Origin of the sequence: Flavobacterium sp. WG21 (genome assembly GCF_000335775.1) — a bacterium.
Classification (GTDB): Bacteria; Bacteroidota; Bacteroidia; order Flavobacteriales; family Flavobacteriaceae; genus Flavobacterium; species Flavobacterium tructae.
Genome location: NZ_AMYW01000028.1, coordinates 22,918 through 37,470 on the forward strand (window position 1 = coordinate 22,918; position 14,553 = coordinate 37,470).

General features: G+C 35.5%; 16 protein-coding genes. 12 read left to right on the plus strand and 4 right to left on the minus strand.

Annotated elements, in window-relative coordinates:
* Positions 1-11 precede the first annotated feature (11 nt).
* The 5 genes from C245_RS0117420 (at position 12) to C245_RS0117440 (ending at position 2,619) form a co-directional block, all read left to right on the plus strand.
* Positions 12-362 carry a cytochrome C oxidase subunit IV family protein gene (locus C245_RS0117420; protein WP_017497892.1) on the plus strand — a complete coding sequence of 117 codons (351 nt, stop codon included), beginning with the start codon at positions 12-14 and terminating at the stop codon, positions 360-362.
* Positions 363-440: 78 nt separating this feature from the next.
* Positions 441-1,082, plus strand: a complete 642-nt coding sequence (locus C245_RS0117425; RefSeq protein ID WP_017497893.1) for a hypothetical protein — start codon at positions 441-443, stop codon at positions 1,080-1,082.
* 10 nt (positions 1,083-1,092) lie between these two features.
* Positions 1,093-1,782, plus strand: a complete 690-nt coding sequence (locus tag C245_RS0117430) for an SCO family protein (protein WP_017497894.1) — start codon at positions 1,093-1,095, stop codon at positions 1,780-1,782.
* 2 nt (positions 1,783-1,784) lie between these two features.
* Complete coding sequence (locus tag C245_RS0117435) at positions 1,785-2,324, plus strand: DUF420 domain-containing protein (protein ID WP_017497895.1); 540 nt, start codon at positions 1,785-1,787, stop codon at positions 2,322-2,324.
* A complete protein-coding gene (locus tag C245_RS0117440) occupies positions 2,317-2,619 on the plus strand; it encodes a hypothetical protein (protein WP_017497896.1) in 303 nt (100 codons plus the stop codon). The genes C245_RS0117435 and C245_RS0117440 overlap by 8 nt, the downstream gene beginning before the upstream one ends.
* Before the next feature lie 71 nt (positions 2,620-2,690).
* Here the strand turns inward: C245_RS0117440 and C245_RS0117445 are convergent, their stop codons facing one another.
* A complete protein-coding gene (locus tag C245_RS0117445; RefSeq protein ID WP_017497897.1) occupies positions 2,691-4,097 on the minus strand; it encodes a DUF4403 family protein in 1,407 nt (468 codons plus the stop codon).
* Positions 4,098-4,276: 179 nt separating this feature from the next.
* Here C245_RS0117445 and C245_RS0117450 point away from each other — a divergent pair, with 179 nt between their 5' ends.
* The 7 genes from C245_RS0117450 to tsaB all read left to right on the plus strand — a co-directional run bounded on the left by C245_RS0117450 (position 4,277) and on the right by tsaB (position 12,107).
* Positions 4,277-4,978, plus strand: coding sequence for an ABC transporter ATP-binding protein (locus C245_RS0117450; RefSeq protein ID WP_017497898.1), 702 nt, complete (start codon positions 4,277-4,279; stop codon positions 4,976-4,978).
* Positions 4,971-6,215: an ABC transporter permease gene (locus C245_RS0117455; protein WP_017497899.1), complete on the plus strand. Its 1,245-nt coding sequence runs from the start codon at positions 4,971-4,973 to the stop codon at positions 6,213-6,215. Before C245_RS0117450 ends, C245_RS0117455 begins: the two co-directional genes overlap by 8 nt.
* 2 nt (positions 6,216-6,217) lie before the next feature.
* Positions 6,218-7,483 (plus strand): ABC transporter permease, encoded by a 1,266-nt coding sequence (locus C245_RS0117460; protein ID WP_017497900.1) that lies wholly within the window; start codon positions 6,218-6,220, stop codon positions 7,481-7,483.
* Positions 7,484-7,523: 40 nt separating this feature from the next.
* Positions 7,524-8,636, plus strand: a complete 1,113-nt coding sequence (locus C245_RS0117465) for an efflux RND transporter periplasmic adaptor subunit (protein ID WP_017497901.1) — start codon at positions 7,524-7,526, stop codon at positions 8,634-8,636.
* 80 nt (positions 8,637-8,716) lie between these two features.
* Complete coding sequence (locus tag C245_RS0117470; RefSeq protein WP_017497902.1) at positions 8,717-10,099, plus strand: TolC family protein; 1,383 nt, start codon at positions 8,717-8,719, stop codon at positions 10,097-10,099.
* 6 nt (positions 10,100-10,105) lie between these two features.
* Complete coding sequence (locus tag C245_RS0117475; RefSeq protein WP_017497903.1) at positions 10,106-11,398, plus strand: efflux RND transporter periplasmic adaptor subunit; 1,293 nt, start codon at positions 10,106-10,108, stop codon at positions 11,396-11,398.
* A gap of 34 nt (positions 11,399-11,432) precedes the next feature.
* Entirely contained in the window at positions 11,433-12,107 is a 675-nt protein-coding gene (tsaB, locus tag C245_RS0117480; protein ID WP_017497904.1) for a tRNA (adenosine(37)-N6)-threonylcarbamoyltransferase complex dimerization subunit type 1 TsaB, read from the plus strand.
* A 6-nt stretch (positions 12,108-12,113) separates the two neighbouring features.
* Here the strand turns inward: tsaB and C245_RS0117485 are convergent, their stop codons facing one another.
* From C245_RS0117485 to C245_RS0117495, 3 genes are all read right to left on the minus strand, one after another.
* Positions 12,114-12,926 carry a mechanosensitive ion channel family protein gene (locus tag C245_RS0117485; RefSeq protein ID WP_035746896.1) on the minus strand — a complete coding sequence of 271 codons (813 nt, stop codon included), beginning with the start codon at positions 12,924-12,926 and terminating at the stop codon, positions 12,114-12,116.
* 87 nt (positions 12,927-13,013) lie between these two features.
* Positions 13,014-13,421, minus strand: coding sequence for a YtxH domain-containing protein (locus C245_RS0117490; protein WP_017497906.1), 408 nt, complete (start codon positions 13,419-13,421; stop codon positions 13,014-13,016).
* Between the two features lie 162 nt (positions 13,422-13,583).
* Positions 13,584-14,483, minus strand: a complete 900-nt coding sequence (locus C245_RS0117495; protein ID WP_017497907.1) for a NifU N-terminal domain-containing protein — start codon at positions 14,481-14,483, stop codon at positions 13,584-13,586.
* Positions 14,484-14,553 lie beyond the last annotated feature (70 nt).

A 14,553-nucleotide genomic window follows, 5' to 3' on the forward strand; every position in this document is an offset into this window, starting at 1 on the left:
TTTTAATTATTATGTCACACGAGCACGTATCAAATACAAAAAGAATCTGGTTTGTTTTTGCATTACTATCAGTAGTAACTACAGTAGAGGTTATTTTAGGTATCTACAAACCTGCATCATTAGAGTTTAATCATTTTGTTGGCTTGAATTTATTGAACTGGATTTTTTACATCCTTACAATATTCAAAGCATATTATATAGTATGGGCATTTATGCACATGGAAGGTGAAAAAAGCAGCCTTAGATGGTCTGTTGTAGCACCGGTTATTTTCCTGGTATTATATTTATTGTTTATTCTGTTAACAGAAGGACATTATATTTATGGGGTTTTTAAAGATTCTACTATTAAATGGAATTTTTAACATGATATTAATTCGAAAAGAGTCCCGATAACATCGGGATTTTTTTATTTTTGTACCTCAATAACTTGTACAGATATAATGAAAAAAAATATAGTTCTTTTTGCTCTTTTTGTTTTGCCAATTGTAGCCTATTTGTTTTTTGCTTCAGGGGTTAACAGCTTTACTACACTTCCTGTTATAACACCAAAAATTAAAGATTTCGGTGATTGGAAATCCCTGAACGGAAAGAAAGTTTTGCTGGATAAAAAGATCACGGTTCTTGGTTTTTCAGGATCTGAAATTTTAAGCAATCGCGGGAATTATTTTAACTTAAACGAAAAAATTTACAAACGCTATAATGGTTTTGAAGATCTTCAGTTTGTAATACTTTGCCCGTTGGGAACTGAAGCCGATGCGCAAAAAGTAGTAGATGCTCTTAAACCTTTTACAGACGTGAAAGGCTGGAACTTCGTCTTCGCTTCACCGGAAGAAATTCAAACATTCTACAATCAGCTAAAGTTAAAAGGAAAATTAGATCAGAATCTTGGAACTCCGAATGTTTTTATCGTCGATAAAGAAAGAAATCTTAGAGGAAGAAAAGATGCAGCTGAATATAAAGAAGGATATGACACTTTTCATCCTTCAGAGCTAAGCAATGAAATGCTGGATGATTTTAAAATCATTCTATACGAATATCGTGCTGCTCTAAAAAAGAATCACAACGCAACTAAACAACTTTAATCTTTCTATCATGTTTAAGAATAAATCATATATCGGTATTTCGTTTATCATTTTAATTTTTGGAATTTATGCAGTTCCTAAAATTGTTGACAGAGTTAAAAACGGAGACATTGTAAAAGGAAACCGTCTGGACAATGTAGGATTGAAAACTTCAAAATCGGATGGTAAATTAATGAAAATTGGACCAGCGCCGAAATTTGAATTAACCAATCAGGACAATGCTAAAGTTTCGAATGATACTTACAAAGGAAAAGTGTATGTGTTAGAGTTTTTCTTCACAACCTGCCCGTCAATTTGCCCGAAAATGAATTTAAGCATGCTGGAGATCGAAAAGACTTTTTTCGGAAATCCAAATTTCGGAATCGTATCCATCACAATCGATCCTAAACATGATACACCACAGGTTTTAAAAGAACATGCGAAGTTATTAGGAGTAAAATCTTCTACCTGGAATTTCTTAACGGGGGATAAAAATACGATCATGGAATTGTCTAATAAAGGATTCAATTTATATGCCGGAGAGAATGAAAAAGTGAGCGGTGGTTTTGAACACTCAGGTTTGTTCGCTTTAATTGATAAAGAAGGAAATATTCGTTGCAGAAAAGATGAATTCGGAAACCCAAATATCTATTATGACGGATTAGATAAAAAAGGAGTTAGAGACATACAGGAAGATATTAAAATATTATTAGAAGAATAGAAATGGAAGATCATTCATTAGAGAAAAAATTCAGTAAGTTTATTGTTGCGGTTTCAATTGTAATTCCACTTGTGGTTGCCATTTTATTTGGAGTAAAATTGAAAGACTTAGGGATTGAAGTAGAACCGCTTTCGTTTCTGCCTCCAATTTACGCAACAACAAATGGTATTACCGCTGTAGTTTTAGTTTGGGCTGTATTGGCCATTAAAAATGGAAAACGTAAGCTCCATGAACGCTTAATGACTTTAGCGATTGGACTTTCGGTAGCTTTTTTAGTTATGTACGTGGCGTATCACATGACCTCTGATTCTACTAAATTTGGTGGTGAAGGAGCAATTCGTTATATCTATTTCTTTATTTTGGTGACTCATATTTTATTGTCTATTGCCATTATTCCATTGGTATTAATTACGTATGTACGTGCATTGGCAAAACGCTTTGACCGACATAAAAAAATTGCTAAAATAACATTCCCGCTTTGGTTGTATGTTGCGGTTACCGGTGTTGTGGTTTACCTAATGATTTCTCCTTATTATGCTTAAAATGGAAAATAGATTAAAGAATAAAGAAAATAGAAAAGTAAATAGAAGTAGGTTTTTGAATTTTTTGTCAACGAAATGCTTTTATATTCTGGCGTCTATTCTCTTTTCTCTAAACGCGAATGCGCAATGTGCGATGTGTCGTGCAGCGCTTGGTGGAGATTCAAATGTTAAAAAAGCAGAAGCAGTAAACAATGGAATCGTATATTTAATGGTTATTCCGTATTTACTGGTGGCAGTAATAGGTGTTCTGATATACAGAATGTACCAGTCAAAAAAGAAAAAGTCAGACAATTAGTCAATTAGAAAATTAGATAATGTGGCAATTCATTCATTATCTAATTTTCTAATTATCTCATTACCTAGTTATTATTTCAAACCGTTAACCGAGACATTCACAGTTCCGTTTATTTTGATAAAAGCAATAATGGCCTGATTGGTTAGCTGAATTTTATCAAACTGAATGTCTTCCATTTTTCCATTGACAAAAACACCCGGCATTGGAGAATAGTTTTTAAGATAAGCCGCCATGTTTTTCTTGCCTTCCTCTAAATTGGGTTGTATCGAATAACGACAGCTCTCTTCCATTTTTCTTAAAACATAACCCTGCCCCAGCCAGCTTGCAGTGCGCATTAACCTGCTTTTGGTATCTAAAACATAATCCAGTTTTTCGAAGTAAATTTCTTTAGTCTGAGGATTGTATTGAGGAAATCCGTTTAAATAAAGTGTTCCGTTTACAGAACCTAAAACATCAAGAGCAATAACCATCTTTCCGTTTTTATGCCAGATGGATACATTTTTTACCGTCACTTTTTTGCTGCCCGAACCAAATTCCTGACCTGCAAAATTCTTCGTCATAATCTTTGAAGCATCAACATAGGTAGATATGGCAGCAATGTTTGCTGAAATCTGATTAGGAATTTTAGCGACAGGTTTCAGTATAATTTTATTGGCACTGAATTTAGATTCGGGTTGTTTGCCTACGATGGTTTCCATGTTGCATTTCATTCCCATGTCCAGTAAAAACTGATCATTTTTTAATTTAGCATTGGTTGAATACACTTCAACAGGAACAATTCTAAGCCAGCTTTCATAAGTGTCACTTAGTTGGAAGGGAGTGCATATCTTCTCTAAAGCAGTTAAAACATTAGGTTTAAAATCCATCGATTTTTCGATAGCCTCGTCTATTTTCTTTTCAATTTTTGATTTAAAAATAGAAATAGCCGGGTTTATCAGATAAGTAATAGGCATGTTTTTACCAAAAACCTGCATGGTCGGACTTTCGCTCCAGTCTAATGATTTAAACTCCGTTTTAGTGTTTAATTTCCAATTTGTCAGCGCCACTTCACTGGAAAGGGTAATTACACCATTCAGATTAAACTCTCTGGTGTCGTAAAGTTCAACACCTAGTCTTTTGGTTCCGATTCTGTATTTAATAGTGGCTTTTAAAGGTAGGATCGTTTTTATTTTCTTGTCTGGGCTTGCAGGGTCATTCTGAATTTTTATAGGAGCCTGCTTCCAGATTTTCATTTCGATATCGTCGTCGTCGATCGTATTGTCTTCATAAATCAATCCGGTTAAAAGGGCATTGGTCTGATTTTCAATATCGCTAAGTTTTACTGTAATTGGTAAATTGATAAAAGAGGGGTTTGCTTCGTAAACTAACGGACTTGCGTCATCAGGCTCCGGTTTTAGGGTTTCCAGTTTTTGGGCTGTAGAGCAGCCTGCAAGTACAGCAAGTAGCGTGAATGAGGAGATAATGGAAGAAAACTTCATCGGTATGATTTTTTTAGTCTGACAAAATTAATAAAACAATTATATTATTGTAAAAATGTGTAACAATTAGCAAGAAAGTGAGTCTTATTCAAAGAAGAAGGGATAATTATTAACGTTTTCTTATCATAAAAAAGTTAAGAAAAACGTTATTATTGTTTTAAAATTTAACAATTACCACAATGATTGAGATCAAAGATTTGCACAAATCCTATAAAATGGGTAGTTCGGAGTTACACGTGTTAAAGGGAATTAATTTTAATATTGAAGAAGGTGAGTTGGTTGCAATTATGGGATCATCAGGATCTGGGAAATCAACACTTTTGAATATTTTAGGAATTCTCGACGAGGCTGATTCCGGTAGTTATATTTTAGATAAAACCCCGATCAAAAAGTTAAACGAAACAATAGCGTCTAAATACCGCAATAAATTTTTGGGATTTGTATTTCAGTCTTTCAATCTGATCAATTATAAAACCGCTCTCGATAACGTTGCAATGCCTTTGTATTATCAGGGAATCAAGAGAAAGGAGCGTTACGATATCGCTATGAAATATTTAGAGAAAGTAGGACTTGGCTCGCATTCTCATCACTTACCGAATGAACTTTCAGGAGGTCAGAAACAGCGTGTTGCCATTGCAAGAGCTCTGGCTTCGAATCCAAAAGTTTTATTGGCAGATGAGCCAACAGGAGCATTGGACACTAAAACTTCTTATGAGGTTATGGAACTGATTCAGGGGATTAACGATGAAGGTAAAACAATCCTGATCGTAACTCACGAACCTGATATTGCCGCAATGTGCAAAAGAAATGTGGTCCTGAAAGACGGATTAATTATCGATGATAAAAAGGTAGAACAAGTTAGAGCTTCATCTTATGTTTAATATTGAGCGTTGGCAGGAAATATTTGAGGCAATCTCTAAAAACCGATTGAGAACATTTCTAACCGGAGTTTCTGTAGCGTCTGGGATTTTTATTTTGGTGATTTTGCTTGGAGCAGGTAAAGGACTTCAAAACGGAATTGAGAAACAATTTGAACGTGATGCTGCTGGGATTATTGAGGTTTGGTCGGGAACAACAACAAAAGAATATAAAGGGCTGAATCCGGGAAGACAAATTCAGTTTAGAAATAGTGATTATTCACAATCGGTACAGAAATTTAATGATAAACTGGACTTGAAGGCCGCAACACAAAATTATTGGGGAGGAACCTTTGCCTATGGAAAAGAATCCGGAAGTTATCAATACAGAGGAGTTGATCCGGATTATTCAGGAATCGAGAATCTTACTGTTGTTCAGGGAAGATACATAAACAGTAATGATTTGGCGAATAATGAAAAAGTAGCTTGCATTGGAATGAAAGTCAAAACAGATTTGTTTAAGGACAAAGATCCTTTGGGAAAAGAAATTTCGATCAATAATATCAATTTTAAAGTAGTAGGAGTTTTTACTGATCCGGGAGGAGAAAGAGAAGAAACCAGAGCTTATCTGCCTAAAACTACTGTTCAGAGAGCTTACGGCGGAGGGGATAAAATCAGTAATCTGTTTTTTACGTTAAAGAAAACGAATGATTACAATGAAGCTTTGGCGCAATCTGAAAAATTCACACAAGATTTAAAAGACCTTTTGAAAAGTAAAAATGTAATTGCTCCGAATGATGACAGTGGAGTTGGAGTTTACAATTCCGTTAAAGATGCAAAACAGTTTTATGATTTAAACTTATACATAAGATTGTTCTTTTGGTGGGTAGGTATTTGTACCATCATTGCGGGAGTTGTTGGGGTAAGTAATATCATGTTGATTATTGTAAAAGAAAGAACAAAGGAAATTGGAATACGAAAAGCACTCGGAGCCTCTCCGTTTTCCATCATTTCGATGATTCTGCATGAATCTATTTTTATAACCACTATTGCCGGATTCACTGGTTTACTGGCTAGTTTAGCGTTATTGGAATTTGTTGGGCCGATGGTACAAAGCGAGTATTTTAGAAATCCTGAAGTCGATTTTAGTGTGGCTTTAACTACACTGGCGCTGCTCATATTTGCAGGTGCTTTGGCAGGATTTTTTCCGGCTTATCATGCGGCAAAAATTAGACCTATTGTAGCACTTAGAGACGAATAATTATGTTTAAGAAAGATAATTGGGACGAGATTTTACAGGCTTTAACAGCCAACGTTTTTAGAACGGTGCTAACAGCGTTTGGTGTATTTTGGGGTATCTTTATTTTGGTGATATTGCTGGCTGCCGGAAACGGTTTAGAGAACGGAGTTAAGAAAGGTTTTGACGGAATTGCCACAAACACCATGTTTATGTGGAGTCAGACCACATCGAAAGCCTACAAGGGTTTGCCTAAAACACGTCGTTATGATTTTAGAAACAGTGATGTCGGAGCTTTAAAAGCAGCTTTGCCGGATTTGTTATATGTGTCGCCTCGAAATCAACTGGGTGATTTTAATGGGACTAATAATGTGGTTCGAGGGACCAAAACTTCGGCATTTACTATTTATGGAGATTACCCGGAGCTGATCAAGCAGCAGCCGATGGATATTATTAAAGGGCGATTTGTAAATCAGCAGGACATCCTTGAAAGACGAAAAGTTGCCGTGGTAGGTAAAGGTGTTATCAGTGAACTTTATGGAAAAGAGGAAGAAGCGATTGGAACTTATGTGAAAATCAACGGAATCAATTTTATGGTGGTAGGAGTTTACAATTCAAAACAACAGGGAGGAAATGCAGAGCAGGAGCAAAAGAATATATTTATTCCATTTACCACTTTTCAACAGGCTTTCAATTACGGAGATAAAGTGGGATGGATGGCACTTACTGCAAAAGATGAAACGTCTATTACCGATTTAAAACCAAAAATCCTCGAGATTATTAAAGGACTGCATTCTATAAATCCAACAGATGAGCGTGCTGTAGGTAATTTTGATTTATACGAGCAGTTCAACAAAGTACAGAGTTTGTTCAGTATCTTAAAAATCATTGCTTATTTCGTGGGGACTTTAGTGCTGATTTCAGGAGTGATCGGTATTTCAAATATCATGCTTATTGTAGTGAAAGAACGTACCAAAGAAATAGGTATCCGCAGAGCTTTAGGAGCGACACCAGCTGCTATTCGGGGACAAATTTTAGCAGAGTCTATATTTTTGACCATTATTTCAGGAATGTTGGGTATTGCTGTAGCGACCGGAATTATTGCACTTTTAAACATGGCATTAGCTTCAATGCCGCCGGATAGCAATACCATGTTTGCAAATCCAAGTGTCGATTTGAGAGTAGTATTTGTGGCTTTAATAATATTAGTAGGATCAGGTTTGCTGGCAGGGTTTATTCCGGCACAAACCGCAATTAATGTGAAGCCGGTAGATGCTTTACGAACAGAATAAATTATCAATCAGAATATAATCGAATTAAACTGAAAACACAATGAAAAAAGGAGTAACCGTAACCATTTTAATCTTTATTGCTATAGTTTTCTTTGGCGCACTGTATTACTTGTACGCTAAGAATCAAGAGTCTCCAATTGTATTTAAAACGGAGAAAGCAGAGATTAAAACTATCGTCAAGAATACCATTGCAACCGGTAATATTCAGCCTAATGAAGAGGTCCTAATCAAACCAAACATCTCAGGGATTATCGAAGAAGTGTATATCAAAGCGGGAGAGAAAATTAAAGCCGGCGATATGATTGCCAAAATTAGAGTTGTCGCCAATGTTTCTAATGTAAGCAGTACCCAGAATCAGGTACAGACTGCCAAAATTGCTTTAGACAATCAGGAAAAAATATATCAAAGACAAAAAACATTGTTCGATAAAGACGTAATTTCAGCAAATGATTTTGATGCAGCACAATTAGCGTACAAACAAGCCAAACAAAACTATCTGGCAGCAAAGCAAAGTTTAGATATTGTTAAAACAGGAACAACAACTTCACTTGGGAATTATGCCAATACGTTAATCCGTTCCACAGTAAACGGAATGGTACTGGCAGTTCCGGTTAAAGTAGGAAATCAGGTTATTGAGAGTAATAATTTTAATGAAGGAACTACTATTGCGAGCGTAGCGGATGTGGGAAGAATGATTTTTATTGGAAAAATTGATGAATCTGAAGTAGGGAAAATCAAAGAAAAAATGCCAATTGAAATCACCGTAGGAGCGATCGAGAATAAAAAATTTGAAGCTGCTCTGACCGATATTGCGCCTAAAGGTGTTGTAGAAAACGGAGCAATTCAGTTTGAAATTAAAGCAGCTTTAGTGAATAGAGATGCTACTTTTATCAGAGCAGGTTTGAGTGCAAACGCTTCAATTATCTTAGAAAAAGCAGATAAAGTTCTGGCAATAAAAGAATCACTGGTACAGTTTGATAAAAAGACACAAAAGCCTTATGTTGAGATTGAAATTAATCCTCAGAAATTTCAAAGAAAAGATTTAGTTTTAGGAGTAAGTGACGGAATTTACGTTCAGGTAAAAAGCGGAATCAAAGCTTCGGATAAAATTAAAATTTGGAATCAGGGTTTGATCAGTGAAGAAAAGAAGTAATTTGAGCAAATAAAGAATTTTTGGTTTTTAAAAAATGTTAAATTTGCGTAGTAGGGTTACTATGCTTTCATTCAAAATATATGAAAATAAATAAATGTAATAGTCTGGTTTTTGCAGTGTTATTCGGGTTTGGCTTATCGGGTCAGGCGCAAACAAAGAAATGGACTTTGGAAGAATGTGTTCGTTATGCATTAGAAAATAATATTACGATAAAGTTGTCAGAACTGGATGTTCAAAATGCAGCGATTGACAAAAGGGCTGCCTTTGGAAGTTATCTTCCGTCAGTAAGTGGTAATGCATCACATTCCTGGAACATTGGTTTGAATCAGGATCTTACAACCGGTCTTTTGCGTAATCAAACAACGCAGTACTCTTCTGTAGGTTTAAGTGCGGGAGTTGATATTTATAAAGGTTTGCAAATTCAAAATACGTATAGAAGAACAAAACTTGCCATCATCGCTTCACAATATCAATTGCTGAAAATGCAGGAAGATATTTCACTGAATGTGGCCAATGCCTTCCTTCAGATCCTTTCGAATAAAGAAGATTTAAAAATAAAACAAGAACAGCTAACCATTGATGAAAAACGTTTGGCTCGTTCAGAAGAAATGGTTAATGCCGGGACTATTCCCAGAGGTGATTTGTTTGATTTAAAAGCAACTGTCGCAACTGATAAACAAAATATCACCGTTTCAGAAAATAATTTCTTAATCTCAAAATTGAGTTTGGCCCAACTTTTACAACTAAAAGAATTTACAGATTTTGATGTGGTAGATGATACTAACGCAAAAGATGAAAATAACATTATGGCTCAAACTCCGGATGAGATTTACAACAAAGCAAAAGAAACAAGAACTGAACTAAAACTGGCGCAAACCAATCTTGAAATTGCACAGAAAAGTGTTACTATTGCAAAAGGAGCTTATCAGCCAACATTAAGAGGGTTTTATGGATTCGATACCAGAGCGAGTTACAGTGACCGAACCAGACTGGATGAAAATAATAAACCCTATTCTGTAGGGCCGGATCCGATATTTAAACAGTTCAGTGATAATAAAGGACATAATTTTGGTTTTCGTTTAGATGTGCCAATTTTTAATGGTTTTTCAGTTCGAAATAATGTAGAGCGCAGTAAAGTAAGTTTAGAAAAATCTAAAATAGATTTAGAGCAAAAAAGTTTAGATTTGCAACGTAATGTTTATACCGCTTTTACAAATGCGAAAGGAGCTTTAAATACTTACGAATCGTCTACCGTAACATTAGAAGCAAGACAGCAGGCCTATAACTACGCGAAAGAAAAGTATGATGTAGGTTTAATGAATTCTTTTGATTTTACTCAGGCACAAACATTGTTAACAAATGCGCAGTCCGATGTGATCCGAACAAAATACGATTACATATTTAAAATAAAAATATTAGAATTCTACTTTGGAATTCCAATTGTTCCAATTGTTACAAAATAATTTATTATGTCTAAAAAAACGATTTATCTTTTAGTAGGTGGCGCAGTAGTGCTTATAGCAGTTTTAGTTGGTCTTTCGAAAGCAGGAGTCATTGGGAATAAGGATGAAGGAACAGAAGTAGAAATTTCAAAAGTAATAGCTTCAACAATTGTTGAAACAGTTTCGGCAACCGGAAAAATCCAGCCTGAAATTGAAGTGAAGCTTTCGTCAATGGTTTCGGGAGAAATTATTGCGTTAAATGTAAAAGAAGGCCAGGTGGTTAAAAAAGGAGATTTATTGGTAAAAATAAATCCTGATTTGTACACCTCCGGTTTAGATCGTTCTGTGGCTAATCTGTCAGGAACTAAGGCCGGTTTAACGCAGTCTGAGGCTAGTTTTAATGAAGCAAAAGCAAATTACGACCGTAACAAAACGTTATACGAAAAAGGAGTAATTTCAAAATCAGATTGGGATAAGGCCATTTCGACTTACGAAGTAGCCAAGGCCACCAAGCAAAATGCATATTACAATGTTAAAAGTGCTTCGGCATCGGTTACAGAGGCCAGAGACAACTTAGGGCGTACGTTAATTTATGCTCCTGCTGACGGAACCATTTCGGTTTTAAATGTAGAGCTGGGAGAGCGTGTTTTAGGAACGCAGCAAATGGCCGGAACAGAACTTTTGCGTGTAGCCAACTTAAACAATATGGAAGTTGAAGTTGACGTAAACGAAAATGACATCGTTAAAGTAAAAATTGGTGACGAAGCTAACGTTGAAGTTGATGCTTATCTGAAAAAGAAATTTAAAGGTATTGTAACCAGTATCTCTAATTCGGCCAGTACAGCACTGACTTCTGATCAGGTAACAAATTTTAAAGTTAAGGTACGTATCTTAAAAGAATCTTATCAGGATTTACTGGAAGGGCAACCAAGTACTTATTCTCCTTTCAGACCCGGAATGACGGCTACGGTTGATATTCGTACCAAAACTAAGAATAATGTTTTGGCAGTGCCAATCAGCTCAGTTGTGGTTAAGTCAGATACCGCTGCAGTAAAAGACTTTAAGGTAGAAGATCCAAACGAAGACAAAAAAGCAGCTCCGAAAAGCGATAAAAAGTTTGAGTGCGTTTTTGTGAAAGTAGGAAACAAAGCCAAAATTAAAATTATCAAAACAGGTATACAGGACGATACGAATATTGAAGTAATGTCAGGATTGAAAGCAGGAGATGTTGTCATCACAGGACCTTATACCACTGTCTCTAAAGATTTGAATTCCGGAGATAAAGTAAAACTCAAAAAAGCAGATACTTCTAAGAAATAATTTGCATCCTAATAAAAATTTAAAATTACATACATTGTCTTTTATTCTCAATATTGAAACCGCTACCAAAAATTGCTCCGTATCCATTGCTAAAAACGGAGAAACCATTATATGCAGGGAAATTGCCGAAGAAGGTTATTCACATGCTGAAAAACTGCATGTTTTTATCGAAGAGGTAATTGCTGAAGCTGGTGTAGCGATTGAGGATTTAGTGGCTGTTGCCGTGAGTCAGGGACCGGGGTCTTATACCGGTCTGCGTATTGGGGTTTCGGCCGCTAAAGGATTGTGTTTTGCCTTAAACATTCCTTTGATTGCAGTTGATACTTTGCAAACATTAGCTTCACAGGCTAAGGTTTCCGAAGGGAAAATTATTCCGATGCTGGATGCCAGAAGAATGGAAGTGTATAGCGAAGTATTTACAGCTGATTTAAAAGTGGAAAGAACCATTCAGGCTGAAATTATTACGGAGGATTCTTTTAAGGGGTATGCAGAGACTGTGTATTTTGTAGGTGATTGTGCCGAAAAATGTAAAACAGTTTTAACCCAATCAAATTTTGTGTTTTTAGAAGAGATCAAATATCCTTCGGCTGCTGCAATGAGTAAAATCAGTTATGATAAATATCAAAAAAGCGACACTGTTGATGTCGCTTATTTTGAACCTTATTATTTAAAAGATTTTATGATGGCTCCTCCATCAAAAAAAGCATAAAACTTTTTATTTTTGAAGAGTATACGGCTGAACCGAAATTCCGGCTTCATCTAATGCTGCTTTACAATTCTCTAAAGTCTCAGAAAAAACAGCTCCGTAATTAGCGTTTTTTGCCCACGGACGTACAGCAAACTCTACAGAACTTGCGGTTAAGTTTTTTACAAAAACCTCAGGAGCAGGTTTTTTAAGTACTTTTGGATTGTTGTTTAAAACGTTCAAAAGAATGTCTTTTGCCTTTTTTATATCAGAATCATACGAAACAGCAAAAGTCAAATCGGCTCTTCGTTCTCCCTGCATTGAATAATTGATAATAGTACCGTTTGATAAAGCTCCATTTGGAACAAAAACAGTTTGATTGTTAGCGGTTAACATCTTTGTTACAAAAATCTGAATTTCTACAACTGTTGCAATAACTCCTCCTGCGGTCTCGATCGTATCGCCTACTTTGAAAGGTTTGAATACAATAATTAGCATTCCTCCTGCAAAATTAGATAGAGAGCCCTGTAAAGACAAACCTACGGCAAGACCCATTGCTCCTAATATGGCAACAAAGGATGATGTTTCGATACCCAATTTTGAAATAAAAGTCACAAACAATAAAATTCGAAGTGCCCAAATCAAAATGTCAGAGAGGAATCGGGTCAATGTGGGATCCAGATTTCTTTGGATCATTATTTTTGTGATGATTCTGCTGATTAATCGGATGGCATAGATTCCGACAAATAAAATGATGAATGCCGAGATTAATTTTGGAGAATAATCAATTAATACGTTAATAAATTTAGTAGCATAATTGCTAATCTGTTCTGAATTGTACATATTTTTAGAATAAAAAAACCTTCCCAAAGAGAAGGTATATTAGTTGTGCAAATATAAAAATAATTCCCGGGATAAGAAAAAGGAGTTTTATTCCTTGTTAGTAGTCCCATCAATAACATCATCAGCTTTAGTAACCGTTTTTTCGCTGATATCAGTTACGGTTTCTGAAACAATTGCCTTAGTTTCTCCGGTTAGTTCGCTGGTTTTTTCTTTTACTGAATCAATCACATCGCTTATAGAATCAGATGCTTTTTCAACATATTCGCTAACGATGTCTTTCGCCTGATGTGCATAATCCGTTGCTGTTTCAATCAGCGGTTCTGATGCTTCTTTGGCTTTTGCGAAAGTTTCTTCGGCGAAGGTTTCTGCTTTATCAATATAAGGAGCAGCGGCCTCTTTGGCTTGTTCAAAAGTGGTTTCGGCCTGATGTGCCAGATCAGTAGCAGAATCTTTGGCTGTGCCAAATAAGTTCTTAAAGAATGAAGATAATCCCATAGTCTTGATATTGATTGGTTTAGAATACAATATTAACTATTTTTAAAATAGTACAACGTTATTTGATTAATAATTTACTGATAATTAGTGAGATATGTGTTTTAATGAAAAAAGCACCTGCCAATGGCAGACGCTTTCTGTATTTTATAAAGGATAAAAAAATTAAGCGTTTACAGCCTCTACTTTAATGGCTTCGTCATTTAACATGCTTTTTAGCATATTTTCGATTCCGCTTTTTAAAGTAAAAGTTGAGGATGGGCAGCCACTACAAGCTCCTTGTAGAATTACCTTTACTGTTTTATCCTCTTCATTATAAGAGTCAAAAGCAATATTTCCACCGTCAGCAGCAACTGCAGGTTTTACGTATTCTTCAAGAATGTTAATGATTTGCTGCGAAGTAACATCCAGTTTGTCAAATGCTTCGTCTTTTGTGATGTCATTTTTTGTAGCCACTTCAATTAGACTTTCATCTAAAACAGTTCCTCCGTTTTCAATAAATTGCTTGATAAAAGTTCGTACTTCAAGTGTGATTTCCTGCCAGTCATTGATGTCGTATTTGGTTACCGAAATGTAGTTTTCATCGATAAAAACTTCTTTTACATAAGGAAATTTGAATAATTCTTTGGCTAATGGAGAAGAAGCAGTCTGATCGATGTTTTTATACTCAACAGCATTTCTGGTCAGCATTCTACTCACTACAAATTTTAGAGCTGCAGGATTAGGAGTGGTTTCTCCATAAACCGTAATAGGTTGTTTTTTGGCTTGGGTTTCTTCAACTTTAATGATTACGCCTCCCTTGTCTACAAATGAAGTAATTTGTTCCGCAACCGCATCTTTCACATCATCCCATTCTACAATACTATATCTTTCGATTGCGATAAAGTTTCCTGAAATATAAACGGTTTTTACAAACGGTAAATAGAACAATTGTTGTGCTAAAGGAGAGGCTTGTGCTTCGTCAATATTTTTGAATTCGAAACTTTGATTCTGAGTGATGAAATCCTCGAATTCGAACTTTAATATCGTTGGATTTTGAGTTTCTTTTATGGTGATTTTTGTCATGATTTGTAATTTTTTACAAATTTAGTAAAGTTATTTTTTGCGTATACCTACTATTCGATTTTTTAATAAA